Source organism: Shewanella sp. SW32 (genome assembly GCF_025653365.1).
GTDB lineage: Bacteria > Pseudomonadota > Gammaproteobacteria > Enterobacterales > Shewanellaceae > Shewanella > Shewanella oncorhynchi.
The window spans coordinates 59,878-86,634 of record NZ_JAKKSJ010000012.1; the positions used below are offsets into that span (position 1 = coordinate 59,878).

A 26,757-nucleotide genomic window follows, 5' to 3' on the forward strand; every position below is an offset into this window, starting at 1 on the left:
TCGCTAGCTAAAACGCTTAAGCTAGCTCACTGGGTTAGCTTTGTCTTTAAATGCGTTTTTTAAGCTTTATCTTTTAGCTCGCGGCGCAGAATTTTACCTACGGTACTTTTAGGTAATTGCGCCATAAATTCAATGATTTTTGGCAATTTATAGGCGGTTAACTGCTCGCGGCAATAGGTTAGAATGGCCTCTTTAGCCTGTTGATGATCTTGGCTATCATCCTTTAGCACGATAAAGGCTTTAACCGCTTCACCCGAGTGTTCATCTTTTACTCCCACTACGGCGCATTCGATCACATTAGGGTGGCTCGCTAGGACGTTTTCCACTTCGTTGGGATAGACATTAAAACCTGAGACTATGATCATATCTTTTTTACGATCAACTATTTGGTGGAAACCTTCTGCTGTTGCTATGGCAATATCCCCAGTTTTGAAGAAGCCATCTTGAGTCATAGCATTGGCGGTTTCCTGCGGATTATTCCAATACCCCCGCATGACTTGTGGGCCGCGTGCGGCTAATTCTCCGGCCGTACCTAAGGGCACTTCAATGTCGTTTTCATCTAAGAGTTTAACCTCTGTGCCAATCACCGGTTTACCAATAGTGCCTAGTTTTTGATAACCGGGTGCATTGAGTGAAATCACCGGCGAAGTTTCAGATAGCCCATAACCTTCACTGATCATGTTGCCTGTCGTCTGTTGCCAAATGTTGGCCGCGGCGGCCGTCAGTGCTGTGCCGCCAGAGATGGTGATTTTTAAATGGCTAAAGTCGAGTGCTTTAAACTCGGGTTGATGGCATAGGGCGACAAACAGAGTATTGAGTCCTGCAAATCCAGTGAAGGGATATTTGGCGAGTGTCTTAATTAAGCCGCTAATATCCCGTGGATTTGGAATTAATACCGAGCAGCCGCCACACTCGAAATACAGCACTAAGTTCACCATAAACGCATAAATATGGTAAATCGGTAGCGGTGCAACGAAGATATCTTCCCCTTCGGTGATCACGCTCGCGATGCGGGATTTTACCTGCGCCGCATTAGCGAGCATATTGCCGTGGGTCAACATGGCACCTTTAGATAATCCAGTGGTGCCGCCCGTATATTGCAACGCCGAGAGGTCGTCGAGATTTGAGATAAATCGGCTAAAGGGGAGGTCTGCGCCTTGTTTTAAAATTTGGCAAAACTCCACATTCTTCAGGCCTGTCTTAGGCTGTACGTGCGGATCGATCAAATCTAATGGGTGGGTTGAAATGACATATTCTATTTTGGTGCTGTCGATGACTTTGGCTAAGGTCGGTAATAGATCGGATAAAACCACGATCGCTTTGGCACCAGAATCATTGAACTGATGGATGAGCTCGCGCTCGGTATATAGGGGATTAGTGTTAACTAAAATAAGCCCAGCCCTGATTGCGCCGTAGGCCGCGATGACAAATTGGGTGATATTAGGCAATTGAATGGCGATGCGATCGCCAGGTTTGAGTGTGGTCTTATTTTGTAAATAGGCGGCAAAGTAACGAGAATCGCGTTCTATCTCGTTAAAACTGCAGGTTTTACCGAGACAGGCATAGGCGGGTTTATCACCGTAACGCAGGCTGGTTTTCTCGATCAGATCGACCAGTGATGAGTAGTTTAGTTTGAGTTGAGAGTCTTGATCGTATGCCATGCTGAACTACCTCAAAGATGATGTTTATTAGTTGTTATTATTTTGGAGTTAAACAGGTGTTTAGATTAGAGGGTGTTAGTACTAGAGGTCAATGCTTATCGCGAAAAACATCTTTATGCCAATAACGGTATCTTTATGTAACAAATAGTATTTTTACTCTAAAGCTGAGTGCTTAACTATAGCTTAGTTATCTTAGAAGCTTAGTTATCTAATGAACCACAAAACCTAAATAAGAGTTGAGGGAAAGACAATTTAAAATTTGTAACCGTTATGTTTCTAAGGATTAAGATTGAATGTGCTCAATTCGCTTTGTCTATGCGCCGTTTAACGGGGAAATTTTCAGCTTTGTAGGTGTTTAAGGTTTTATTCCGATGTATGAGACGTTAAAGATCAGGTTGTCATTTGGGGATGAATTTCTGCCTTTAACCGGCGCTTGAGTTGATTCCTCAAGCGCCGATTGGGTAGTTAATTTGATGATGACCAATGTTACGGTAACTCATATTAAGCGCTAAAAGCTTAGTGCTAAGGACTGAAGAATCCGGTTTCTTGGCTTACTTGTTGTGTTGGCTGTTTAACATCCGTCACCGAGAATTGGATAATTTTGCGCCCCGAGGGGATGGCATCCTTATCGGCTAATACTGTGACGGGATAGTCCACTTGTTCACCCGCTGCCAAGGTAATAATAGGATCGGCAATCAAGCTAAAGGGCATTTCACTGTCGACGGCGAGTTGATATTGCTTAGTATCTTGCGTCTTGTTGCGGATCTTCAGCTGATAGGTATTTTCAACTTTATTATCCGAGGTTTCACGGTACAAGCTTTGACGATCACGGATCACGTTAAGCTGGATCTCGCTGCGGCTATTTAAGTCTAACCCTATGACGATAAACATGATAATGACCGCTGCACCGTAGCCTAAGAAACGCGGCGAGCGCCAATAGGAGTAATTCACTCCCTTAAGATCATTTTCACTCATATAGCCGATAAGATTCTGCTTGTAATCGAACTTCAACATAGTCTCATTACAGGCATCGACACAGGCGCCGCAGTTAATGCACTCATATTGCAAACCGTTACGAATATCTATCCCTGTTGGGCACACTTCGACACATAAATTACAGTCAACACAGTCACCTAAAGTATGGTCATCTTGATTGTTCTCTTGTTTACGTTTGCGAGGGCCACGGGCTTCACCGCGCTGTGCATCATAGGTCACGGTTTTAGTGTTGGCATCGAACATCACAGCTTGGAAACGTGAATAGGGGCAGCAATGTAAGCACATTTGCTCGCGCATCCAGCCCGCATTGAGATAAGTACAAATGGCGAAAAACCACACCCAGCTTGTCACCCAGAAGCTGGCATTACCCGTCAAGATGTCCACATAAAGTTCGCGGGCGGGAATAAAATAACCGATAAAACCACAGCCAGTGAGCAGAGCTGTTAGACCCCAAAGTAAGTGCTTTGCACTTCTTTTACCGATTTTACTGCTAGACCAAGGGGCTTTGTCGAGCTGCTTACGTTTATTACTGCTGCCTTCGATGCGCGTTTCTATCCACACATAGATAAAGGTCCACGCCGTTTGTGGGCAAAGGTAACCGCACCAAACACGGCCCCAAAATACGGTAATGAAAAACAGACCGAAGGCGGCGGCGATAAAAATCCATGCCAGCAAGGTAAAGTCCTGTGGCCAGAGCGTGATACCAAAGAAGAAAAACTGTTGTTGGCTGATATCTAACAGTATTGCTTGGCGGCCATCGATTGAGATAAACGGCAAGGCGAAAAACATCACGATCAATAGGCTATTCATCATGGTTCGCAGGCGCTGAAAATCACCTTTTTGCTCACGGAAATGGATATTGCCAGAGGGGAGACGATTCTTTGCTGCGGTTTCAGTAGAGAGATTTTTAACCGGAATGTGTAGCTCTACTGAGGCAGGTTTTGCGCCCACACTCTTATTTACACTTGGAGAATTTGGGGTAACTTCGCTCTTGGGCATAAAGGGTCCTAACGGCTTAAATAAGATTCGCCTCCCTATAGCAAGCGCTAGGCCAAGTTTTAATTGGCTCAACATCATGATATTTATAATTATTTTTTGATTGGAACTAGATGGAGAACACGATATATCACACATTGGCGATATATCGCGTTTTTAGTGTGCTCGTTTTGAATTAGATTTCACTCGATTGACGCTGGATCCCCAGTTTTTTCATTCGCGATCTCAGTGTACTTGCGGGCACACCGAGGACATTCGCTGCGCCGAGTGGGCCGGATATGCGCCAGTTTAAGCGCTTAAGGGTTTGTTCTATATGCAGCGCTTCCGCTTCTGCTAAGGTTTGCCCTTGGGTTTGAGCTAAGGGATTATTGCTCGGCATAGCGTGGATCTGCAGAATATCTCCTTGGGATAGAATGGCTTCGCGTTCGAGGATATTTTGCAGTTCGCGCACATTGCCCGGCCAAGTATAAGCCATGAGTTTTTGTAGCCCTTTTTGGCTCACTCCACGAATTTTTTTACCTAGCTTACGATTCAAGTTGTGCAGAATATGGCTGACGAGTTCGGGAATATCTTCGATTCTTGCGCGCAGTGGTGGTACTTGAATAGGGAATACATTCAAACGGTAATAGAGATCCATCCTAAATAATCCCTGTTCGACTCGCTTGAGTAAATCGTGGTGACTGGCGGCGACTAAGCGAATATCCACTTGAATGGTTTCGCTGCCACCGAGACGTTCGAAGGATTGTTCTTGGATGACTCGCAGTAGCTTTGATTGGGCTTCTAAACTGAGTTCAGCGACTTCGTCGAGGAACAGTGTGCCTTGATGAGCAAGTTCGAAGCGACCTTTACGGCGGCTTGTGGCGCCAGTAAATGCCCCCTTCTCGTGACCAAAGAGTTCACTTTCTAGTAAAGATGCCGAAAACGCGGCACAGTTGACACTGATCATGGGTTTATCTTTGCGGCGACTGAGCTGATGTAAGTTACGGGCAACGAGTTCTTTTCCTGTGCCATTTTCACCACAAATGAGCACAGTACTGTCGGTATTGGCCACCATGTGCAATTGCTGGATCATATGGCGGATCACTGTACTGGCACCCGAAATATCCACATCACCCGTTTTGTCTGCCAACTCTGCCTGTAGATAATGATTTTCAGAGGCGAGTCGCTCCGAGAGTGCTTGTACTTGGGCTAGGGCTTGGCGTAATGACTGCTCTGTTTGTTTTTGAATACTAATGTCACGAAATATCGCGACTACGCCAATCAGTTGATTGTCACGGTAAACAGGGGTGGAACTGTAATGAACGGGGAAGCTACTGCCATCTTTACGCCAAAATACATCGTGGGTGATTTCTCGGGTGATCCCATCCTTTAAGGTGTTGTAAATCGGACAATCCTCTTGGGGATAATGACTGCCATCTGCATGGCTGTGATGGTGGCAGTTATGGATGTTTTTACCGAGTAGCTCTTCATTCTTCCAACCCGTCATGCGTTCGGCTGCCGGATTGATAAACACCGCATTACCGCTTAAATCAAATCCATAAATACCTTCGCCGACAGCGTTGAGCAGTAACTGGTTTTCCGGTAAGAAATGCTTATCTATCGATTTTTCATTATTGACTGAAATCTTATTGGTCATCTGTCTTACTCTGGTTTTGGCGGTATTTTCTGAGTATACCTTAAGTACTGTGACGCGATATATCGTGTTTTTGATTATGCCCTTTAAGCATTTTTTCTTTGGTGATTTTTCTGCTCACACTTTTTGCCGTTCGAGTACATTTTACTTGGTGCCATACTCTAAAAAATATTTTCATCTAAGAAATTGATATAAAAGATAAATGACTAATATTCATTCAAAAGTCTGATTTAACATTGGATATTGTTTAATTTATGTTATAAAAATGTTTTTGCAATGTGATTTTGTGTTGGCCGTGGTAGCAAGGTTTAGGGACGAGAATCGCACAAAGCAGGTCAGGTATTCTAAAAATAATAAGCAGTTGGGATGAATATGATGACCTCAAAGAAGCTGAAGTTTGGATTAAGTGCAGTGAGTTTGGCGATTACTCTAGCCTTGTCTGGTAGTTTAATCAGTCCGCAGGCAATAGCAGAAGAAGATGAGACGGCTGTTAAAAATGAGAACGTTGAAAAAATTGCAGTTGTAGGGTCCCGTGCTGCGCCACGCTCGATCGGCGATTCTCCCGTTCCTATTGATATTATTAGTAGTGACGACCTTAAAAAGAATGGTTCGACTGACATGATTGATATGTTAGTGACTTCGGTGCCATCGTTTAACTCACGCGCTCAACCTATTAGTGATGCAGCAACCTTAGTTCGTCCCGTTAATTTACGGGGTTTGCCATCAGACAGTACGCTAGTGCTAGTCAACGGTAAGCGTCGTCACCGTGCATCTGTGATTGCGTTCCAAGGTGGTGGTATTAACGATGGCGCTCAAGGTCCTGATATCTCAGTTATTCCTGGTTCTGCATTAAAGCAAGTTGAAGTGTTGCGCGACGGCGCTGCGGCGCAGTATGGATCGGATGCGATTGCCGGAGTCATGAACTTTGTTTTAAAAGATAATTCCGAGGGTGGTTCCATCACTGTGACCCAAGGAGAATATTACGAGGGTGATGGTGCTACAACTACGGTCGAAGGTGATGTTGGTTTACCTGTGACTGAAAATGGCTTCGTCAATTTAAGCTTCCAGTATAAAAATGCTGACTCCACTAGCCGTAGTGTGCAGCGTCCTGATGCGGCTAACTTAGCCGAGCAGGGTAATACCGCGATTAATGACCCCGCTCAAGTGTGGGGTAATCCTGAGATTAATGATGACTATTCAGTGTTCATCAACTCAGGCTTAGACATTAATGCCAATATGCATGCCTATGCCTTTGGTAATCTGTCTTCCCGTGATGCCGTGGGGGGCTTCTATTATCGTTACCCACAAAATCGTAGCAACGTGTATTCCAATGATGGTGGCCAGAATTTACTTGTGGGCGCTGTAAATGGTGATCCATCAACATGTGGACTCGTACCTATCCCTAAAAATGCTGATGGAAGTGACGGCAACGTACTCGACACAGATGCATACAAGGCGATGGTTGCCGACCCAAATTGCTTTGCTATGAACCAGATATTTCCAGGTGGCTATACGCCACAGTTCACCGGCACCATTGAAGATATGTCCTTCTTCGCAGGTGTAAAAGGCGATATCGGTGAATGGAATTATGATTTTAGTGCTGGTACGGGGGCGAACAAAGCCAGTTTTGGTCTTAAAAATTCGTTGAATCCATCACTGGGATTAGATACCCCGACGGATTTCGATACGGGAGCTTATGAGCAAGTTGAAACTACCGTTAACCTCGATTTCTCGCGCTTCATAACCTTAGGAGGCATTGAAGACATTAGTTTTGCTTCTGGTTTTGAATGGCGAAATGAGTCGTTTGAGATTTCTCAAGGTGATGAAGCCTCGTGGATTGCTGGCCCTTATGCTAGTCAAGGTTTCAACATTGGTGCGCATGGTTTTAAAGGCTTTGGCCCAGAGTCTGCGGGTAAAAACTCACGTCATAACATAGGTATTTATACTGATTTAGAAGCTTATTTAAGTGATGACTGGTTACTCGGTTTAGCACTGCGCTACGAAGACTTTTCAACCTTTGGTGATACGTTAAATTACAAATTGACGTTGCAGTATTCTGCAACGGATGAATTGTCGTTCCGCGCCTCACACAGCACCGGCTTTCGTGCACCAACGGTTGGCCAAGAAAACGTCGTCAACACGCAGACATCGATTATCGAAGGTGAACTGATCCAGACCTTTATTGCCCCCCCAACCGATCCGCTTGCGGCATTTTACGGTGGTGAAGTGTTAAAGCCTGAAGAGTCGATTAGTTATGCGATTGGAGCTGTATATGAGTATGAAAGCTTCTTCTTAACGGTCGATTATTACAACATTGGCGTAGAGGGCCGTATTGCACAGTCGAGTAAGATTGATGTTGAGGCTACAGATTATGATGCTTTACGTGCCGCTGGGGTTGAGTTCCCTGAGTTGATCCAAGGTGTGAGCTATTACACCAATGACTTTGATACTACGACTCAAGGCATCGATATCGTCGCTTCTTATGATGCGGAAATCCTGTCGGGTAATGCTAAATTCAGTCTTGCCTATGGTTGGACCGATACCAGCGTTGATAAATACGATCCCGAAACCACTGATGAAGGTAAAGTTCGTCGGTTAGAAGATGGTATTCCTGCACATCGTGCCACCTTAACTTGGGCGCAGTCATGGGATCAATTAAGCATATCATTACGTGGTAACTACTTCGGTGAGTACTATGCCACTCATGCTGACGATACCTCTGATTGGGGCTCTGAAATGGCTGATGCTGCGGTGACCGTCGATCTTGAAATGAGCTATCAATTACTTGATGGCTTAACGCTGGCGGTAGGGGCTAATAATCTATTTGATCAAGAAGCGCAAAAGCTGAAAGAAGGGACCTTGGGTGAACTCGGTGGCGTTTATTATGAAAGTGGGCCATTCGATTACAACGGCGGTTTCTACTATGGTCGAGTGAATTACCGTTTTTAATGAGTAAGCCAATTTATAGAAGCGATTTCTAACCCACCTTTCAAGAAATTTGGCTTTTATAAATAGAAGTGAAGTAAGCAAAAAGGCTGCAATGCAGCCTTTTTTATTCGTATTTGACTCGTCCTAAATATAGTTTAGTGCTTAGTTACGATTCGTTTGCGCGGCAACTAAACCATTTAACACATCACTCATACTGAGTTTTGACGGCAAGAGAATTCCATTGGGGGCGCTTGGACCATAAATTTTATTGTAGGGCGTGCCGGGCACTCCTTCGTGGCGCATATAGGTTTCAATCGTTTTATTCGCCTCACTCCAGTTTCCTTGCATCAGAATGATATTGTCGGCCATCAAGGCATTTACAATTTGCTCCCTGTGGGTGACTTCCGCTTTATTCGTTTGGCAGATGGTGCACCAATCAGAGGTAATATCGACAAAGACGGTATAGCCTTGGGCAACCAGAGGCGCGATTTTCTCTGGGGCTAAGGTGTGCCATTGTAGTTTTTGATAGGCTTGGTAATCCTCGCTTTTGTGCACAAATCCAATAATAGCACTGAGTCCTAAGGCGAAAAATCCCAGCACAAAAATCACCGTCAGCGATATGGTTTTACCTTTTTGTCTTTGCCAAAGCAGTAATAAGATCGCACCTATTAATAGGCAAAGAATAAAAATACTGATCAGCGTTATAGTGTTCATAAAATGTCCTGATTGAGAATCGCCTTTGTGGTGATTGCGATGAAGGCTTAGGTATTAAGGTTTGGCTATAAAGACTTAGGTTAACGCTAATCTTAGCGGTTAACGGCTTAAATCAGTGTGAATTTATGGGATTATCGCGTTTTGGGTTCTCTTAAATGACTGTTCATTTATTGAAAATGGATTTATTAGCGTTAACGCCTTGATGACGCGATGTTAGAATAGCAAGCAAGTTTAAGGCCCAGCAGTGGGCTTTTTTATTCGGCGAAAGGTGTCATCAATGAGTTGGAGTACTTGGTTAGGTTTATTGGCTATTTGTTGTTTGGGGGCTATGTCGCCGGGCCCAAGTTTGACTATGGTAGTACGTCATACTTTAGGTGGTGGGCGGGGAAAGGGTATCGTTTGTGCTTGGGCACACTCGATAGGGATTGGGATCTATGCGCTGGTGACGTTACTGGGCTTAGCCGTAGTCCTTAAAAAGGCGCCCTTAGTCTTTAATGGCATTGCGATTCTCGGTGCCTTATACCTTGCTTGGATGGGAGTTCAAGCGCTGCGTTCTAATGGCGGTATGCAAGCTAAATTGGCTGCAGGGGAGGCGACAGATACCTTAACTGCAGCCCGTGATGGTATCGCTATTTCTTTATTCAATCCTAAGATAATGCTATTTTTTCTTGCGTTATTCAGCCAATTTGTGATGGTCGCCGACAGCATGACGGCTAAAGCATTAATTGTTTTTACACCGTTAGTGGTCGATGGTCTTTGGTACACCTTGATAGCCTTATTGCTATCCCACTCGAGTGTGTTGCCTAAGTTGAGAGAAAAAGCGGGGTTAATTGATAAGTTATCCGGCGTAGTATTGATATTGCTGGCGATCCGTGTGGTGTACACGCTTTAGTGATCTATCTAAAATTTTTGGTTTTAAATAACAAACACGCCATCAATCGATGGCGTGTTTGTTTATGGCTATGCATTTAAATCAAGGCGTGATTAGCCTTTAAACATTTGCACAGAATTATCAGCTTCTTCTGCCACACTTTCTTGGATAATGGGTGGGTTGGCAATGTGGTCGTCTAAGTTGTCACTCAGCATTTCTTTGAATTCACTGCTAAACCATTCTAATGCGCTCTCTTTTTCTGCACCGAGATCCGCTGATTTAATCGCGGCTTCGAAGGCATTAAAACGTGCTGCGGCAAAACGGAGTGCTGTGCCAACTTTACCTACATCTGCTTCTTGTTGGCTTAGCTGATTGGCTAAGGCAATAAACTGATCGGCAAGTTCGTAAATGGTGGTGCTGCTCGTGTCGGTCATGGCGTTCACTCTAAAAAAGTAACAGATTAAAGTTCGATTCTAACTTAATTGGTGTAAGAAGGAATCGTCAGGCATTAACTATTGGGATCTGTGTCGGTAATGACGACTCCTGTATGGGAGTCATAATTAATCGACAGTTTATCGTTTGTTCGATACAAATAAGTGCACTGGCCAGGATCGGTATAACTGGCTTTATAGTCGGTTTCAGTCGCATCAATATTCAAGCGCGAGACACTCGGCTGGGCATTTTGAAATAATACTTCCCATACCGATATACAGTCTTCGACATTATCGAGTGCCGGAGAGGCCTCATTGCCATGGATATAGTGTTGTGCTGGCCAACCGAAGGCGTTGAAATCTATTTGTTCGGATTGTGCCGTACCAAATACGGGTAAATCCTCTTTTGGACCTGAGCCCACTTTTACAGCCCATACGGAACGTGCCAGATTGATGGCTGATTTAAAGCCTCCGCCTGCCGCTTTAACGGTTGCAATTTGCGCATCTTGTTGCACATTGATAAATTTTGGCAGGGCCACTACGGCTAAAATACCGAGCACTATGATGACCACCACAAGTTCAATTAAGGTGAAACCCGTTTGATGTCTTTGAATTGATTTATCAGAATGTTGGATCATCATTACGTATCAGAGTGTGCGAGAATGGGCGCACTATATCACTTAATTTCGAATGTTTTAAATTGAAAGTCTTAACGTGAGACCTAGCAGGTTTAGTGGTATTACTTAGCGGCAGGTAAGGTCTGCAAACTTGCCATACTACTACAGGACTTTTAAGCTAATCCGATTATAGAATTGAGGAAGTAAAATAGTGACTCAGGCGACATGGCAAACATTTATCGATGAGCAAAGAGCTTTGCCTTATTTTCAGCAACTAAGCGCATTTGTTGACAATGAACGCAGGGCTGGGAAAGTGATTTATCCACCCGAAGTTGATGTTTTCAATGCTTTTAGTATGACGCCCCTTGAACAAGTCAGAGTGGTTTTGATTGGCCAAGATCCCTATCACGGCCCAGATCAAGCCCATGGTTTATGTTTTTCGGTTAAATGCGGGATAAAACCACCGCCATCTTTAGCCAATATGTACAAAGAATTAGCGACGGATATTGAAGGTTTTGTTGTGCCATCCCATGGCGATTTATCCGCATGGGCGGAGCAGGGGATATTGATGCTCAATACGGTGCTGACCGTTGAGCAAGGCAAGGCGCATTCCCATGCCAAAGCCGGGTGGGAAGTCTTTACGACTGCGGTGCTGGAATTATTAAATCGGCAGACTCAGCCGATTATTTTCGTGCTTTGGGGTAGTCATGCCATTAAAAAGGGTCAAGTCGTTAACGCACCGCAACATCAAGTGCTCACAGGACCACATCCTTCACCTTTATCGGCTTATCGCGGTTTTTTTGGTTGTGGGCATTTCTCTCAAGTGAATCAATTATTGCTTGAGCGAGGCGAAACGCCGATCCTTTGGCAGGTTTGATTTTAGGATTGCGGTTAAAGCAATAAAAAAGGTCTTACTGAGTAAGACCTTATTTTTGGGGCGAAATTACATTAGTTAGCAATCAGTGGTTTCTGTCGACCGAAATCTTAGCTAGCGTTACTAAGGCTTGCTTATAGTCGCTATCGGGTAAAGCAGATAATGCCGCGATGGCTTTCTCTGATTCTTCAATTGCTTTTTGTTGGGTGTAGTTTAACGCGCCGCAATGGTGCAGTGCTGCTACGATTTTATCTATGGCCTGAGTACCATCACCTTGCTCAATTGCTTGACGTATGAGCTGTTTCTCTTCGTCTGTGCCATGGGCAATGGCATAGATGAGTGGCAGCGTCGGTTTACCTTCGGCAAGGTCATCGCCAATATTCTTTCCTAGCTCGTCACTGTCGGCGGTATAGTCGAGTAAGTCGTCGGTAAGCTGAAAGGCGGTGCCGAGATACTTACCATAGTTGCCTAAGGCGGTTTCTTGCTCAGGCGTTGCACCTGCTAGCACGCCCGCGAGTAGCGTAGCGGCTTCAAATAACTTGGCAGTTTTGCAATAAATGACCCGCATATAGCTTTCTTCAGTGGTGTCTGGGTCATTACAATTCATCAGCTGTAAGACTTCACCCTCGGCCAACACGTTAGTCGTATCAGCTAACACTCTGAGCACTTTCATGTTGTCAAGTTCGGTCATCATCTGGAATGAGCGGGTATAAAGGAAATCCCCGACTAGCACACTGGCACTATTGCCAAACAGTGCATTGGCGGTTTCTCGTCCGCGGCGTAACGTCGATTCATCAACTACATCATCGTGGAGCAATGAGGCTGTATGGATAAACTCAATAATCGCCGCTAGCTTAAGATGTGCTTCGCCTTCGTAGCTCACCGCACGTGCGGCTAAAACCGACAGCAGAGGACGAAGACGTTTACCACCACCATTAATAATGTAAAAACCTAATTGATTAATTAGGGCGACATCTGATTCAAGCTGTTTATATATCAGCTGATTGACTGCTTGCATATCAGTGTCAGCCAGTTGACGAATAGCGTTTAAATCCATAATAGACTCTGGTTGTGGGGTCATTACGTACCCGGCCCCTGTTTAGGCTCACGTGTTATAATGAAATGAATTTTACCTAAAATTCTGACATATGACAGCACTAGCTCAACTAATGTGAGAGTTAATCCGGTCTTTTTTTATTCTTTCCTAATTAGGGCTTGCCAGAGTTAGATTCTTCGCGTAAACTCCGCGCCCATTGTCAATAAAGTTTTTGTAGCACCCTGCCTCATCCAAGAATGAGCCCGCGTGTTAGGAATTGGAGTAAAATAGCTATGTACGCTGTTTTTCAAAGTGGTGGTAAACAACACCGTGTAGCTGAAGGCCACACAGTACGTTTAGAGAAGTTAGAAGTTGCAACTGGCGAAACTATCGAGTTCGATCAAGTTCTTTTGATCGCTGATGGAGAAACAGTGCATGTTGGTGCTCCTTTAGTAGCTGGCGGTAAAGTCGTTGCTGAAGTTGTAAGTCACGGTCGTGGCGATAAAGTTACTATCGTTAAGTTCCGTCGTCGTAAGCACCACGACAAGAAAATGGGCCACCGTCAGTGGTTCACTGAAGTTAAAATTACTGCTATCAACGCATAATAGGAGTCTAACTCATGGCACATAAAAAAGCTGGCGGTTCTACTCGTAACGGCCGCGATTCAGAAAGTAAACGTCTAGGTGTTAAGCGCTTTGGCGGTGAATCAGTTCTAGCTGGTAACATTATTGTTCGTCAACGTGGTACTAAATTCCACGCTGGTGTAAACGTAGGTATTGGTCGTGACCATACTCTGTTTGCTCTGACTGACGGTAAAGTTAAATTCGAAGTTAAAGGCGCTAATAACCGTAAGTTTATTAGCATCGAAGCTTAACTTTCGAACCTAGCTTATACTGTTAAAGCCCCGCCATTGGTGGGGCTTTCTGTTTTTTGTGCTTCTATTTACGCCGTGTAGATGCTTGAGTTGGTAAATGATTACCAAGAATGAGCATTGACAGGTAAGATTGGGAGCAAAGTATCTCGAGTTTTTTGGCGACCAATGAAGTTAGACGGTATAATTGCTTCATTCAGTGGTGCCAGGAGTAAGTATGAAGTTTGTCGATGAGGCAGTAATTAGGGTCGAAGCAGGCGACGGCGGTAGCGGTTGTGTTAGCTTTAGGCGCGAAAAGTATGTACCTGATGGTGGTCCTGATGGTGGTGATGGTGGCGACGGTGGCAGTGTTTTTCTGCAGGCTGACGAAAACTTCAACACTTTGATCGAGTTCCGTTTTGAACGTTTTCACATGGCTGAACGTGGCGAAAATGGTCGTGGCCGTGATTGTACTGGTCATAGCGGTAAAGATTTGATCTTAAAAGTTCCTGTTGGTACTCGCGCGGTCGATCATGATACTGAAGAAGTCCTTGGGGATTTAACAACCCACGGTCAAAAGCTATTGGTTGCCAAAGGTGGTTTCCATGGTTTAGGTAACACCCGTTTTAAGAGCAGTACTAACCGTGCCCCACGTCAAAAGACGTTAGGGACACCCGGTGAAGTTCGTAGCCTTAAATTAGAGTTGTTACTGCTGGCTGACGTTGGTTTGCTTGGCATGCCTAACGCGGGTAAGTCGACATTCATTCGTGCGGTTTCCCGTGCAACGCCGAAAGTGGCTGATTATCCGTTTACAACACTGGTGCCTAACTTAGGTGTGGTTAATCCACGTCCTGGTCAAAGCTTTGTGATTGCGGACATTCCTGGTCTCATCGAAGGCGCTGCCGATGGTGCGGGTTTAGGTATTCGCTTCTTAAAGCATCTTGAGCGTTGCCGTATTCTGCTGCACATCATAGATATTGAGCCGATTGACGGAACCGATCCGGTTGAGTCTGCGCGCGCTATCGTAGGTGAGCTTGAGAAATATTCTCCAAAGTTGGCGAGTAAGCCGCGTTGGTTAGTCTTTAACAAAACCGATCTGCTGCTTGAAGAAGAGCTGCAAGAGAAGGTTGATCGTATCGTTAAAGAAATGGGTTGGGAAGGCGATGTTTATACTATCTCCGCCTATAACCGCGACGGTACCAGTGAGTTGGCATTAAAACTCCTCGATTATATTGCGAGTCTTCCACCTGAAGACAATGAAGTCGACCCAGATAGTGAAGTTGAGTTTAAGTGGGATAATTATCATCAAGCAAACCTTGATTCATTGAATGAAGACTATGTTGATGAAGATGATGACGACGACTTTGATGATGACGACTACGACGTAGAAGTTATTTACCAAAGATAATAGTAATCTTTGAGTTTTGAGAGTTCTGTGTACGCTGATACTCAAAATGATATTACTCGGCAAGTTGTGCGTGCTGCACAATTGCTACTGGCCTACGGCGCGGAATCTGATTTAGTTGAAGAAATCAGCCAGCGTCTAGGTCAGGCTTTAGGTCTTGCCAGCGTAGAACTCTCTATTTCCTCTAATTCCCTCGTGTTAACCAGTTTGGTTCATGGTCGCTGTATCACAACTACTCGTCGTATTCGTGAGCATGGCATTAACATGACAGTCGTCTGTGAATTACAACGTATCTGTTTACTCGCTGAAAAAGGGTTGTATGGCCCAAATGAAGTGCGTAAACGCTTGGCGCGGATTGAACCTAAAACCTATCCTCCTAGCTTAGTGGTATTCATGATTGGCCTGTCGTGCGCTAGCTTCTGTCATTTATTTAATGGCGATCTCACTGCCTGCGTGATTACTTTTTTTGCCGCGGCAGTGGGTATGTCGGTACGTTTAGCAATTGCTAAGCGGCATTTTAATTTATTAGTCAATTTTGCCATCACAGCTTTCGTCACCAGTATGCTGGCTCAAACGGGTTATTTGTTTGAGTTAAGTGAAACTCCTAAGGCTGCTATGGCCGCGAGTGTGCTGATGTTAGTGCCGGGTTTTCCGATGATTAATGCGATTTCCGACATGGTAAAAGGGCACATGAATGTCGGTATATCCCGCTGGGGTCATGCTACTTTGCTGACTGTTTCTTCAGTGATAGGGATTACAATTGCGATGCAGATCGGCGGAATTTTCCTATGATGGAATTATTGATAGCTCTTTTGCACGATGCTTTTTTCTCAGCAATTCCCGCCGTAGGATTTGCTATGGTATTTAATGTTCCTAAACGATTTCTTCCTTACTGCGCTTTAGCGGGAGCCATTGGCCACAGTTCCCGTACTTTAATGTTACAGTTTGGTCTGCCAATCGAGTGGGCAACCTTCGCCGCCGCGGCATTAGTAGGGATTATTACCATAGGGTTTGGTAAGCGCCACTTAGCGCCACCTTTAATGTATGCTGTCGCCGCAATTATTCCTATGATCCCAGGCACTTATGCATTTAATACTGTGATTGCCTTAGTGCAATTAACCGCTCAATCTCAAGTCAGTCCTGAACTGACGGGGCAAGTGATTAGTAATGGCCTCAAAACCGTCTTTATTCTAGGGGCGTTAGCCGTGGGTTTGGCCATGCCGAGTTTGCTGTATTTCAGGACTCGCCCCGTCATTCAATAATTCTATTTCTATAAAACAGGAGTGAGCATGCGCATTGCTATGATAGCCGCGATGGCAAACAATCGAGTCATCGGAAAAGATAATAAAATGCCATGGCATCTTCCAGAAGATCTACGTCACTTTAAAGCGATGACCCTAGGCAAGCCTGTTGTGATGGGACGTAAGACCTTTGAGTCAATCGGTAGGCCCCTTCCTGGTCGACATAACATAGTGATTTCACGCCAAACGGATCTTGTGATTGAGGGCGTGACCTGTGTGACCTCATTTGATGCAGCCAAACAAGTTGCTGCTGAATGTGAAGAGTTAGTGGTTATAGGTGGTGGCCAGCTTTATGCCGAGTTATTGCCCTGCGCCGATATCTTATATTTGACGCAAATCAATCTTGAGGTGGAAGGCGATACATTTTTCCCCCACTGGGACGATGGGACTTGGAAGGAAACTGAATCTTTGGCGAGTATAAATGCGGCTGGTTTGGAATATCGCTTTATCAATTTGGTAAAAAAATGTTAAATTGCAGCTTCTGTTGTGTACCCTGTGTGTATGGGGCGTCAGTTTATCTAACGTATTGCATCATATCGGACATTTAGTTTTCACGGAAAGAGATAGCCTATTTCGTTATCCTAGATTTCGAACGAGAGCTAAAGCCAAGAGGTCAATATCATTTAGACAATAGATGCAGCCCATACAGAATTGATAATAAAACTATAAGAAAGTATTAAGGAGTATCGGATGCGTCTTATGCCTGTGGCCTTGGCTGCGTTGATTGGATTTAGTTCTATTGCTGTACCAACCTCTGCCGTTGCGGGGGAAGATCCACTCGTAGCGAGTCTTTGTGATTATGTAAAAGCTAATGACAAAAACCGCTTACGTAAAAAGTTAAAAGAAAGCCGCGTTAAGTTACGTCAGATTTACAGTGGTATCAGTTGCGATGGTGCAAGTCTATTGCGCACCGCTTACGGTGCGAGTGCGAACGATACCGGTGAGTTTGTGGCTAAGCGTTTGTCGGCGACTGAATTGAGTGTTGCTGAAGCTGATGGGATGACTATCCAAGCTTGGGCTGAAGCAAACGGTCATGGTGCTAGCCCAATTACCGCTGCAGTGAAAGAGCGTCTTGGCGCTGCTGCGGGCGGTGAAGAAGAGTAATGCGGATTTGAACTTAGCGGCACTTTAGCTCTATTTGCTGCTACGTTATATTAAGCGTCTAATATCAAGTATCTAGCATTAAGCTAGATAAAAATGCCAAACTTAAGTTTGGCATTTTTTATGGCCTTAATTTGTGCAAAGGCCGGACAGTTCGAGTCGTCAGTAAGATAGGCAAGTGAATTCGTCTCAAAAGAAAGGGCCGCTAAGCGACCCTAGGTTTTAGTGGTGATAAACATTAGACTCTAAATTCACCGACCGAAGCTTGGAGTTCTTCGGCTAATTTGGCGACTTGATGGCTAGACTGAGCCGTTTGATCTGCACCGATAGCGGTTTCTTCTGAAATTGCTGCAATATGCTCTAGTTTTTCAGAAACTTGCTGGCTTACTAAATTCTGTTCCTGCGCAGCATGGGCGATATGGGTGCCAGAATCATAGGCCTTATGCACAGATTGGCTGATGGTCTCGAGGGCAATGTTGGCTTGCTCCGTTTTTTCAACGCAGGCGTTGGCTTGAGCACGCCCCATATCCATGGCGGCAACGGCTTGCTCTGCACCTTGCTGCAACACTTCGATCATCTGTTGGATCTCTCGGGTCGACACTTGAGTGCGTGAGGCTAAACTACGCACTTCATCGGCAACTACCGCAAAACCACGACCTTGTTCACCCGCACGGGCGGCTTCAATAGCGGCGTTAAGGGCGAGTAGGTTAGTCTGTTCTGCAATACCACGGATCACATCCAAAATTGAGCCAATAGAGGCGCTGTCCGACTGCACTTTATTAATCACAACACCCGCTTTAGCCACTTCATCGGCTAAAGCCAAAATAGTCAGTTTGTTCTCTTGCGCAATGGCACGCATATGCTGAGTTTCTTGATCAGCCTGTTTGATTTGCTCAAGGGCTTGATTGGCACTTAAAGACACCTGCTGAGCACTAGAGCTAAGTTCAGTTGTTGCAGTAGCCACTTGGTCAACTTGGCTTTTTTGTTCTTGTATGCCTGAGGTGGTTTGCGCTGTGATTGCCGATGTTTGTTCGGCTGCCGCGGCAAGTTGATTTGACCTATCTAAAATACCTATGATTAAACTGCGTAAGCTATCGACGAGACGATTACAGTTTTTTGCTAGTTCGGCAAATTCATCGTGTCCAGAGTCATCTAGTTTATGGGTAAGGTTGCCTGAGGCTAAGACGTTCAGGGCATTGTTCACTTGGCTGAGTGAGCGTTTTAACGGATTCACCACAGCAAAACTTACAATCACAGCGACAACGATTGCTATTAACACGACAATCATGGTTTGTATGCTGGCAGAGTCAATCTTGGCTATGGTGTCATTGCTCATGTTCGCGGCAACAAGTTCGATGTTATCGCTGACATCATTCATGTTCGAATTGATGACTTTCACATCATTTTCAATAATGCCAAGTTTTATCACAGCTTCTTTGGAGCGGGAGAGCTGACTCGATTTTAGCAGCAACATAGATTGCGGACCTGTGACGAGCGCTAATACTTTTTCGATATCTTTAGTGACCGAGCTTAAGGTATCCGCTTCGACGATACCTTGACCGTGACGATTCACATATTCAAGTTTGTTCTTGGTTTCGCTGATAATGTAGTCAAGTTCCTTTGAGATCAGTTCGTGCTTACTGTCTTCGTCATTTGTTACTAAATCTGCAATAGTGGTGATGATATTTCCGAGGCTAGTATCAATAGCGCTGGCTGATGCAGCAAGACTCTGCTCATCGGGATTCTGACTGCTTTCTAAATCAACAATATCGAGCAGTTCTGATGAGGCATCATCGGCGGCATTTTCGAGCTTTTTCTTTAGTTCAACGAGCTGTTCTTGCTTGCTCAATGAGGCCTCACGTTCGGCGATCATGGCAATACTATCTCGCTCAAAGGTGGCAAAGCTGCCGCTTAATTGGGCAATTAAAGAAGATAGATTCTGCTGGCTCTTGACTAACTGAGTGAGGGTGGCAATTTCGTTTTTGAACTGAGTCCCATGGTCTTCGAACACTTTACGAATATTCGGGATATTTGCCGATCTAGGGGTGTTATAGGCAATGAGGATTTGTCTTTGTTGCTCACTCAATGCTTCACTAAGGTGGTTTGTCGATTTCAGCGCGGGCAAGCTTAATTCTTGCATCATAGCAGAGCTGGCTTTTAGGCTATTGTTGGTTAAATAAGATGTAAATCCTAGCAACACGAGTAAAAGTGTGACAATACCAAATCCGCCAATCACTCTGGTGGCTACATTAAATTTCATAGGATACTCCGATTTTTATTATATTTTTCCAAATGAAAACAGGGTGATATTCAGGGTTAGGCGGTTCAGTCTGTTATCGACTTTAAGCTGTTTTAGTTTAACTCTTTTTTAACTTTTTTTGCGTAATTTTTTGGTCTTTTTCAAGATGCCATAAGGTTAAGTGCTCACCCCAGCAACAGCCTGTATCTAAAGCCTTTAATTTAGTATCGTCGACTTTGCCCATCAGCGCAGCCCAATGGCCAAATACTAAGGTATGACTCTGGCGTAGCGGCGAAGCAAACTCAAACCAAGGTTTGAGTTGTGGATTAGTACAGTTTTCAGGAGGTTGTTTGCAATCAAAATCAAGTCGGCCATCGACATAAAGATAGCGCATGCGTGTTAATGCATTGATGCAATAACGTAAGCGTTCTATGCCAATTGCACTTGGATCCCATTGTTCGGCGGTATCTGAATACATTTGGCTTATTAATGTCTCAAGATAATCATCGTGCTTGAGGGCGCAACTGACGAGTGCGGATTCTTCTCTTAATACCTCCAGCGACCACTGAGGTGGTACACCCGCATGACTCATAATGAGTTGGTGTTCAGGTAATTCACGCATAAGAGGTTGTTGTCTCAGCCAGTCAATTGAGGCTGAGATATCGGGGGATTCTAGAATTTCAGTGAGATTATCGCTGGGTTTAGCGCGCTTGAGCTTACCGTGTAATGCCATTAGATGGAGATCGTGGTTACCCAAAACCGTTTTAGCGGAATCACCTAAAGAGCGAAAAAAACGTAGGGTAGCTAAGGAGTCAGGTCCGCGTGCAACAAGATCACCTACAGCCCAGAGTTCATCGCGGGAAGGATTAAAATCGACCTTAGCTAGTAATTTTTGTAACTCAGCGAAACAGCCTTGAATATCACCAACAAAATAATGCGCCACAGTACCCCTTTCCTAACGATATTAATGTAGTAAGCCTGGGGTCGCTAAACGGAAGGGACGGATTGTCGCCTGAAAACGCTCACCCGATTCGCTGACCATACCATAAGTGCCGTGCATTATGCCAAGTGGCGTATCGAGCACAGTACCACTAGTGTATTGATAGGCAGTATTCGGCGCTATGGTTGGCGTTTCACCGACAACACCGGCACCTTGGACTTCACTGGTGTTGCCATTGGCATCAGTGATTATCCAGTGACGAGTTTCAAGTTTAGCCGCTTGCTCACCTAAATTGATGATAGTGATGGTGTAACTGAAGAGGTACTTTTCATCCTCGGGCGATGACTGCTGCTCTATATACTCAGTTTTGACTTCGACCCGAATGGAGGTGTCCAATGCGCTCATTCTTGTTCCTAGGCTCTGGTCTAAGGGCATCTAAGTGCCCTGACATATTTATGCTTTCTTATCGCAAACCATGTTAGCCATAGCAACATACTGCTGCACGCTAATCTGTTCTGGGCGTTGACTTGAGTCAATCCCTAACTGCTCGAACTCATCGTCAGATAACATGTGCTTTAAGTTATTACGCAGAGTCTTACGACGCATGTTGAATGCGGTGGTACAAAGGTGGCGTAGTACGGTCACATCTTTACAAGGGAACGGCTTTACGGCGTATGGCAATAAGCGTACGACTGCTGAGTCCACTTTAGGCGCAGGGGTAAAGCTGTGGGGCGGTACTTCGAGAACCGGAACCACTTGGCAGAAGTATTGTGCCATGACCGTTAAACGGCCATAGGCTTTACAGCCTGGGCTTGCCGATAAACGCAGTACCACTTCTTTTTGTAGCATAAAGTGCATGGTTTCAATCTGTTCGGCAAATTCGAACAGGTGGAACATCAGCGGCGTTGAAATGTTGTAAGGTAAGTTACCGAACACTTTCATTTTTTTGCCGGGCACACTCAGTTGGCCAAAATCAAACTGCAGTGCATCACCTTGGTGGATGGTCAGTTTATCTTTAAGGACTGGGTGTTGATGTAAGCGTTCAACCAGATCGCGGTCGAGTTCGACAACAGTCAGATTATCCACAGCATCGGCTACAGGTTCAGTTAAGGCACCAAGGCCAGGGCCGATTTCGACCATCACATGGTGATTATCGGGTGCAATCGCACCCACAATGCGGTCAATCACATTGCCGTCGGTAAGGAAGTTTTGTCCGAAACGCTTTCTGGCCGTGTGGCCTAAATGTACTTTGTTGCTCATTAATAATGTAATCGTTTAGTTCTTTGAGGATAACTCAATGGCTTTATTCAGAGCACAGACAAAACTGCCAATATCGGCCTTGCCTGTACCCGCGAGATCGAGCGCCGTACCGTGGTCAACCGAGGTACGAATATAAGGTAAACCTAAGGTGATGTTTACCGATTTGCCAAATCCTTGTGACTTGAGAACGGGAAGTCCTTGGTCATGGTACATGGCCAAGACGACATCGGCGTCCTGTAAATATTTAGGTTGGAACAGAGTATCGGCCGGTAATGGGCCGACAATATTCATCTGGAACTCTTCTCTCAACTCGTTGAGTGCAGGAATAATCACGTCGATTTCTTCACGCCCTAAATGGCCGTCTTCACCTGCGTGTGGATTGAGACCACAGACATAAATTTTCGGTGAAACTATGCCAAATTTGCTGATGAGATCGGCATGTAGAATCTTGATAATATGCTGTAAGCGTTGGCGTGTTATGGCTTTTGCAACATAGGCCAGAGGAATATGGGTGGTCACGAGTGCCACTTGCAAACCCGGCGTTGCCAGCATCATCACTACATCGGGGCAATTTGCTTGATGGGCAAAAAACTCAGTATGGCCACTAAAGGAAATACCTGCTTGATTGATAATGCCTTTATGCACGGGGCCTGTCACGACAGCATCAAACTCGCCGCTCATGTTTTTTTCGCCCGCATAACGCAAGGTTTCAACTACATAAGTGCTGTTTTGCTCATCGAGCTGACCACAAATCGATTCGCTCACTAACTTAAAGGGCGCTATGGTTAATGTGCCCGCTTCTTGCGGTTTAGGAGCTTGATTTGGCTGGTAAGGGCGGAAAGTCACTTGCAAACCGAGTCGTTTCGCGCGGCTCGCAAGTAATTCTGGATCCGCACAAACGACTAACTCAGCAGGCCAAGCCTGCTGAGCGAGTTGTACGACTAAATCGGGGCCAATACCTGCGGGTTCGCCTGGGGTAACGGCAATACGTTTAGTGCTCAATTAGAATTAACCTCGATTGGTCTCTGGCTGGAAGATTTCAATGTATGCGTCTGAACGCATTTCGTCTAGCCAGTTTTGCAGTTCTTCGTTAAATTTGCGACGGAAGATCAACTGGTGCGCACGGTTGCTATTGAACTGATCCGTGGCGTCGGTTTTTCTGCGTTCTTCTAACTGAGTGATATGCCAACCGTGAGTCGTACGGAATGGCTCACTAATTTGGTCGTTTTTCAAACTGTTGAGCGTTTGAGCAAACTCAGGTACGTAAATGCTTGGTTCTGCCCAACCTAATTCACCACCTTTTGTTGCCGAACCAGGGTCTTCTGAGTACTGACGCGCTAGGTCTTCAAACTTAGCTTCACCTGAGCGGATTTGCTTCAGGAATTGCTCAAGCATGGCTTTAGCGCGGTCTTCTGACAGGATCGGCGATGGCTTGAGCAAAATGTGGCGCGCTCTAACTTCTTCGATTTCTTTGGTTTGTAGGCCGCGAGCATCCATGATCTTAATAATATGGAAACCTGCACCACTCTTAATCGGGCCGATAATGTCACCCATTTTCGCACCGTTAATCACTTCGGCGAACAGAGTTGGCATTTCGTTGATGTTCATATAATCCCAAATACCGCCTTCGAGTGCCTTAGGACCTGAAGAAGAAGCGATAGCGGTACGACGGAAATCCTCACCACTCTTCAAACGTTCTAATACGATATTGGCGCGTTTGCTTGATGCTTCGAGTTGTTCACTGGTGGGGTTATTAGGCACGTCAATCAGGATATGGCCAATTTGGTATTCCACATCTTTCATCCCTTGTTCTTGGATGAGTTTGACTAGGCTAGTAATTTCCTGTGGTGATACTTGAATACGGCGTTGTACTTGAATACGTTGAATTTCACCTAGAGTGATTTCTTCGCGCAATTGTTCGCGGTATTGGCTGAAACTTAAACCTTCGCTTTCAATTTTTTGTTGCATCTGCGCGACAGACATTTTTTGTTCGCGCGCGATGTTTTCAATCGCTTGGTCTAGTTGTAAGTCACCAATATTCAGCCCTATACGACTGGCCATTTGCAATTGTAGGCGAGTTAAGATTAAACGCTCAATCACCTGAGTACGCAGGGCACTGTCAGAAGGTAATGATTGGTTTGCTGCTTTGGCATTCGCTTTAACAGTGTCAATCATGTTAGTGATTTCACTTTCGAGCACTATGCCGTCGTTAATTTGGACTGCAACGCGGTCGAGCGGCTGGGGTGCGGCCAATGTAGGTTGGCTGATCGCGAGTGCAAATAAAGCAAAAATCAGATGTTTACTGGGTTTCATCCACAAAATCCTTGGCACGTTCTAAGGTCAGGTTCGACGGCTTAATTGAAATAACTTTACCATTTATATCGAAATTACAGTGAGTTGCCCTAATGTAATTTTTTGGCGACGCATTTGAGTGCAAGGTTAGACCTTAAGATCCGCTTTTATTCGCTTTAGCAAAAGGTGAACGGTAAAGCACTCATTAATCTGTTTGGACTCTGAGTCCTTGTTGAGGTTCAGCAATCTATCACAATTCTTTGCTAATTCCTCAGATAAAGCGGTTTTCTGTAGTTAAACAGGCCGTCATTGAGCATATCGGATACGCCTAATGGGCCAGAACCACCGAGTCCCTTAATGATTAAGTTCAGGTAGACACCACTATCAAACTGCTCACGAGGATCAATTGTGGCAGAACCTATATTGTCGTCATAGTTGGTTTTAATGCGATAATGATAACTAAGTCTTACTGCGTAACAGCATGATTCGTATTGGATACCTGTGTAAGTTTCAATACTGCGACTTTCGTTAAGGTCATAATACCAATTACCAACAAAGTAGAGATCGTCACTGATTGGCCAAGCGCCACGAACGCCCGCTTGGGAGATGTTCACTGTATCATTGGTATTTGAGTTCAATAAATCAGGGACATAGCGATAGCTAAATTGCAGTAATTTATTCGCTTCAGGTCTGAAATCTAAGGTGACTTCAGATTTTTTATTGTCACTGGTGTTGGTATCGTACTGAATCGCAGCCCCCATATACCAATCATGGGACAAGCGGGTATCTAACTCTGCAGCAAGTACTGAAGTTGATTGATTAGACTCAAAAATACTGTCTTCGTAACCGACTTTACTGTCTTGCAGGTAAAAAATTTGTCCTAGGCTGAATTTAGTGGCTTCTTGGTTGTGACTATCAAACAGGCGTGTAGTAACACCTAGAGTGACTTGATTTGCATCGGAAATCCGATCCAGACCCGAGAAGCGACGATCACGGAATAGACCAAAGTAGTCGTCCTGTAATTGAGCCGTATCATAAATGCCTATGTTGCGTTGATCTTCGTAGCCGACATAAAGATATTGAAATTGTGGCTCGAGCGTTTGGCGGTAGTTTTGATCGAAAAGCTCAGTAAAACGTTCGAAGTTGATTTGACCATTAATCCGTACCTGCGGGATGGTGCGATTCACTGTGTCGTCAACAACTATGTCTGGATCTTCGTTATGCTGCCAATAATTGGTCTGCATCAACTTAACTTGACTGGTGAGCGAGCCTGAAGGCCCATGTATTGGCAGAGTTACGCTTGGTGACATGTACAAACGAGTCGCCGTATTAACATTGTTGTCCTGATGGGCAAAATTCGTTAGCTCTGAATTAAAACCAAAATCTAAATTGTTCCAAAAATCAGCGGCACGATAGTTAAAGTTAACCTGAGGCATGACTTGATATGGTTTTTCATCCTCACCCAGTACTTTAATATCTTGTACTCGGGTGCTTAGATCCCAGTTACTTTCGAAGTAGCTGATTTCACCTATGCGTGATAACTGGTTATCGGTTGCACGGTTAACATCTGACTTTAAGTCATTGAAATAATTGTTATCTGATACATCGGTAAAATTCGCTAATACACGCCAATTTTTGTCGATCGCCCCTTGATGCTGCCAGTTATATAAGTAGCGATTCGGGCTACCATCGATCAATTGGTCATTGCCTAGATATTCTAAATTGACTCGGCCATTTTGGGCCTCACCCGCCAGATAACCAAACTCTGTTTTAGTGAATAAACCACGGTTTGACATATAGCTAGGTGTAAATGTTAAATCGTACTCTGGGGCAATATTCCAATAATAGGGTGCGGAAATTTCGACACCATCAGTAGTGCTAGTGCTAAAACTAGGGTAGAGAAAGCCAGATTTACGTTTGTCTGAAACGGGGACTGTCATGTAGGGAATATAGAATACAGGTACACCGCCAATTCTTAGTTTGGCATTCCAAATTTCGCCCCATTCTTCTTCACTGTTGATCTTGATCTTTTCGGCCTCGAGTAGCCAAGACACATTGTCAGGAGGGCAAGTAGTGAAGTTGGTATTCGTTAAAATTAAATTGTTATTGATAGTAATTTGCAGTTTTTCGGCATCACCGTGAACTTGTTGGCCATGGATCCAATATTGTGCGCCTTTAAGGGTGGCACGGTTTGTCCGCATTTGAGCTTGTAAGGATTCGGCTGTAACGGTGAAGTTACTGTCTTGAAAGACTAAATTACCATTGGCATCAAACTGTTCAGTAGCTTGATCTAAAATCGCCTCATCGGCAGCTATGTGCCTATCGCCTTGGCTAAAAACCACATCGCCACGGAAAATCGCCTGCTTCCCCATTTCGGCATTGGTGTTATCAGACGCAATACGAATTTTGTTGAGTTCAGCCGCACTCATCCCTTGGGTTTGAGATACGATACGGGGTACTGGCGGTTCGATTAAGCATTGGGATGCCGAAGCGGTTAGAGAGTCGTCTGCCAGGACTAATTGCGGTAACAGGCTCAGGGCCAGAAGGTATCGGATCTGCATCTTTAGGTCAGTAATTATGATTTCTTATTCTGGACAAGTATGGATGGGGAA

General features: G+C 44.8%; 24 protein-coding genes. 10 read left to right on the forward strand and 14 right to left on the reverse strand.

Features of this window, described 5'->3' with window-relative positions:
• Positions 1–59: 59 nt before the first annotated feature.
• From L5M28_RS09000 to L5M28_RS09010, 3 genes are all read right to left on the reverse strand, one after another.
• Positions 60–1,661 carry an AMP-binding protein gene (locus tag L5M28_RS09000; RefSeq protein WP_263203140.1) on the reverse strand — a complete coding sequence of 534 codons (1,602 nt, stop codon included), beginning with the start codon at positions 1,659–1,661 and terminating at the stop codon, positions 60–62.
• 522 nt (positions 1,662–2,183) lie between these two features.
• Positions 2,184–3,656 carry a cytochrome c oxidase accessory protein CcoG gene (gene ccoG / locus L5M28_RS09005; RefSeq protein ID WP_263203142.1) on the reverse strand — a complete coding sequence of 491 codons (1,473 nt, stop codon included), beginning with the start codon at positions 3,654–3,656 and terminating at the stop codon, positions 2,184–2,186.
• A gap of 172 nt (positions 3,657–3,828) precedes the next feature.
• Complete coding sequence (locus tag L5M28_RS09010) at positions 3,829–5,289, reverse strand: sigma-54 interaction domain-containing protein (protein WP_105250005.1); 1,461 nt, start codon at positions 5,287–5,289, stop codon at positions 3,829–3,831.
• A gap of 369 nt (positions 5,290–5,658) precedes the next feature.
• Here L5M28_RS09010 and L5M28_RS09015 point away from each other — a divergent pair, with 369 nt between their 5' ends.
• Entirely contained in the window at positions 5,659–8,235 is a 2,577-nt protein-coding gene (locus L5M28_RS09015) for a TonB-dependent receptor plug domain-containing protein (RefSeq protein ID WP_263195890.1), read from the forward strand.
• A gap of 141 nt (positions 8,236–8,376) precedes the next feature.
• Here L5M28_RS09015 and L5M28_RS09020 read toward each other — a convergent pair whose 3' ends face one another.
• Positions 8,377–8,928, reverse strand: coding sequence for a thioredoxin family protein (locus L5M28_RS09020; RefSeq protein ID WP_263195842.1), 552 nt, complete (start codon positions 8,926–8,928; stop codon positions 8,377–8,379).
• A gap of 277 nt (positions 8,929–9,205) precedes the next feature.
• On the opposite strand from L5M28_RS09020, the gene L5M28_RS09025 reads away from it, so the two are divergent.
• The gene (locus L5M28_RS09025) at positions 9,206–9,820 is read left to right on the forward strand and encodes a LysE family translocator (RefSeq protein WP_105250002.1); all 615 of its coding nucleotides are present in this window, start codon (positions 9,206–9,208) and stop codon (positions 9,818–9,820) included.
• 92 nt (positions 9,821–9,912) lie between these two features.
• On the opposite strand, the gene L5M28_RS09030 is transcribed toward L5M28_RS09025, so the two are convergent.
• Both L5M28_RS09030 and L5M28_RS09035 read right to left on the reverse strand, forming a co-directional pair.
• On the reverse strand, positions 9,913–10,233 hold the full coding sequence (locus tag L5M28_RS09030; RefSeq protein ID WP_105250001.1) for a DUF3144 domain-containing protein: 321 nt from the start codon (positions 10,231–10,233) through the stop codon (positions 9,913–9,915).
• A gap of 74 nt (positions 10,234–10,307) precedes the next feature.
• On the reverse strand, positions 10,308–10,871 hold the full coding sequence (locus L5M28_RS09035; protein ID WP_028761538.1) for a Tfp pilus assembly protein FimT/FimU: 564 nt from the start codon (positions 10,869–10,871) through the stop codon (positions 10,308–10,310).
• A 187-nt stretch (positions 10,872–11,058) separates the two neighbouring features.
• Between L5M28_RS09035 and ung the strand changes: the two genes are divergently transcribed.
• Positions 11,059–11,724 (forward strand): uracil-DNA glycosylase, encoded by a 666-nt coding sequence (gene ung, locus L5M28_RS09040; RefSeq protein ID WP_263195841.1) that lies wholly within the window; start codon positions 11,059–11,061, stop codon positions 11,722–11,724.
• An 82-nt stretch (positions 11,725–11,806) separates the two neighbouring features.
• Here ung and ispB read toward each other — a convergent pair whose 3' ends face one another.
• Positions 11,807–12,778, reverse strand: coding sequence for an octaprenyl diphosphate synthase (gene ispB / locus L5M28_RS09045; RefSeq protein ID WP_049821790.1), 972 nt, complete (start codon positions 12,776–12,778; stop codon positions 11,807–11,809).
• 272 nt (positions 12,779–13,050) lie between these two features.
• Between ispB and rplU the strand changes: the two genes are divergently transcribed.
• From rplU to L5M28_RS09080, 7 genes are all read left to right on the forward strand, one after another.
• Positions 13,051–13,362, forward strand: coding sequence for a 50S ribosomal protein L21 (gene rplU, locus L5M28_RS09050; RefSeq protein ID WP_006080526.1), 312 nt, complete (start codon positions 13,051–13,053; stop codon positions 13,360–13,362).
• A 14-nt stretch (positions 13,363–13,376) separates the two neighbouring features.
• The gene (gene rpmA / locus L5M28_RS09055; protein WP_006080527.1) at positions 13,377–13,631 is read left to right on the forward strand and encodes a 50S ribosomal protein L27; all 255 of its coding nucleotides are present in this window, start codon (positions 13,377–13,379) and stop codon (positions 13,629–13,631) included.
• A 214-nt stretch (positions 13,632–13,845) separates the two neighbouring features.
• On the forward strand, positions 13,846–15,015 hold the full coding sequence (cgtA, locus tag L5M28_RS09060) for an Obg family GTPase CgtA (protein ID WP_105250000.1): 1,170 nt from the start codon (positions 13,846–13,848) through the stop codon (positions 15,013–15,015).
• A 27-nt stretch (positions 15,016–15,042) separates the two neighbouring features.
• Positions 15,043–15,804 (forward strand): threonine/serine exporter family protein, encoded by a 762-nt coding sequence (locus tag L5M28_RS09065; RefSeq protein WP_113939893.1) that lies wholly within the window; start codon positions 15,043–15,045, stop codon positions 15,802–15,804.
• Complete coding sequence (locus L5M28_RS09070) at positions 15,801–16,274, forward strand: threonine/serine exporter family protein (protein ID WP_028761533.1); 474 nt, start codon at positions 15,801–15,803, stop codon at positions 16,272–16,274. The genes L5M28_RS09065 and L5M28_RS09070 overlap by 4 nt, the downstream gene beginning before the upstream one ends.
• A gap of 27 nt (positions 16,275–16,301) precedes the next feature.
• Positions 16,302–16,784: a type 3 dihydrofolate reductase gene (gene folA / locus L5M28_RS09075; protein WP_263203144.1), complete on the forward strand. Its 483-nt coding sequence runs from the start codon at positions 16,302–16,304 to the stop codon at positions 16,782–16,784.
• A 219-nt stretch (positions 16,785–17,003) separates the two neighbouring features.
• A complete protein-coding gene (locus L5M28_RS09080) occupies positions 17,004–17,417 on the forward strand; it encodes a DUF3718 domain-containing protein (RefSeq protein WP_105249997.1) in 414 nt (137 codons plus the stop codon).
• Between the two features lie 235 nt (positions 17,418–17,652).
• Here the strand turns inward: L5M28_RS09080 and L5M28_RS09085 are convergent, their stop codons facing one another.
• The 7 genes from L5M28_RS09085 to lptD all read right to left on the reverse strand — a co-directional run bounded on the left by L5M28_RS09085 (position 17,653) and on the right by lptD (position 26,706).
• Entirely contained in the window at positions 17,653–19,674 is a 2,022-nt protein-coding gene (locus L5M28_RS09085; RefSeq protein WP_263203147.1) for a methyl-accepting chemotaxis protein, read from the reverse strand.
• A 97-nt stretch (positions 19,675–19,771) separates the two neighbouring features.
• Complete coding sequence (locus L5M28_RS09090; protein ID WP_263203148.1) at positions 19,772–20,596, reverse strand: symmetrical bis(5'-nucleosyl)-tetraphosphatase; 825 nt, start codon at positions 20,594–20,596, stop codon at positions 19,772–19,774.
• Positions 20,597–20,617: 21 nt separating this feature from the next.
• Positions 20,618–20,998, reverse strand: a complete 381-nt coding sequence (apaG, locus tag L5M28_RS09095) for a Co2+/Mg2+ efflux protein ApaG (RefSeq protein ID WP_028761528.1) — start codon at positions 20,996–20,998, stop codon at positions 20,618–20,620.
• Between the two features lie 48 nt (positions 20,999–21,046).
• The gene (rsmA, locus tag L5M28_RS09100; RefSeq protein WP_212600376.1) at positions 21,047–21,853 is read right to left on the reverse strand and encodes a 16S rRNA (adenine(1518)-N(6)/adenine(1519)-N(6))-dimethyltransferase RsmA; all 807 of its coding nucleotides are present in this window, start codon (positions 21,851–21,853) and stop codon (positions 21,047–21,049) included.
• Positions 21,854–21,868: 15 nt separating this feature from the next.
• Positions 21,869–22,855, reverse strand: a complete 987-nt coding sequence (gene pdxA, locus L5M28_RS09105; RefSeq protein WP_105249994.1) for a 4-hydroxythreonine-4-phosphate dehydrogenase PdxA — start codon at positions 22,853–22,855, stop codon at positions 21,869–21,871.
• 6 nt (positions 22,856–22,861) lie between these two features.
• Positions 22,862–24,166: a peptidylprolyl isomerase SurA gene (surA, locus tag L5M28_RS09110; RefSeq protein WP_105249993.1), complete on the reverse strand. Its 1,305-nt coding sequence runs from the start codon at positions 24,164–24,166 to the stop codon at positions 22,862–22,864.
• A 242-nt stretch (positions 24,167–24,408) separates the two neighbouring features.
• Positions 24,409–26,706: an LPS assembly protein LptD gene (gene lptD, locus L5M28_RS09115; RefSeq protein ID WP_263195838.1), complete on the reverse strand. Its 2,298-nt coding sequence runs from the start codon at positions 26,704–26,706 to the stop codon at positions 24,409–24,411.
• Between the last annotated feature and the right edge of the window lie 51 nt (positions 26,707–26,757).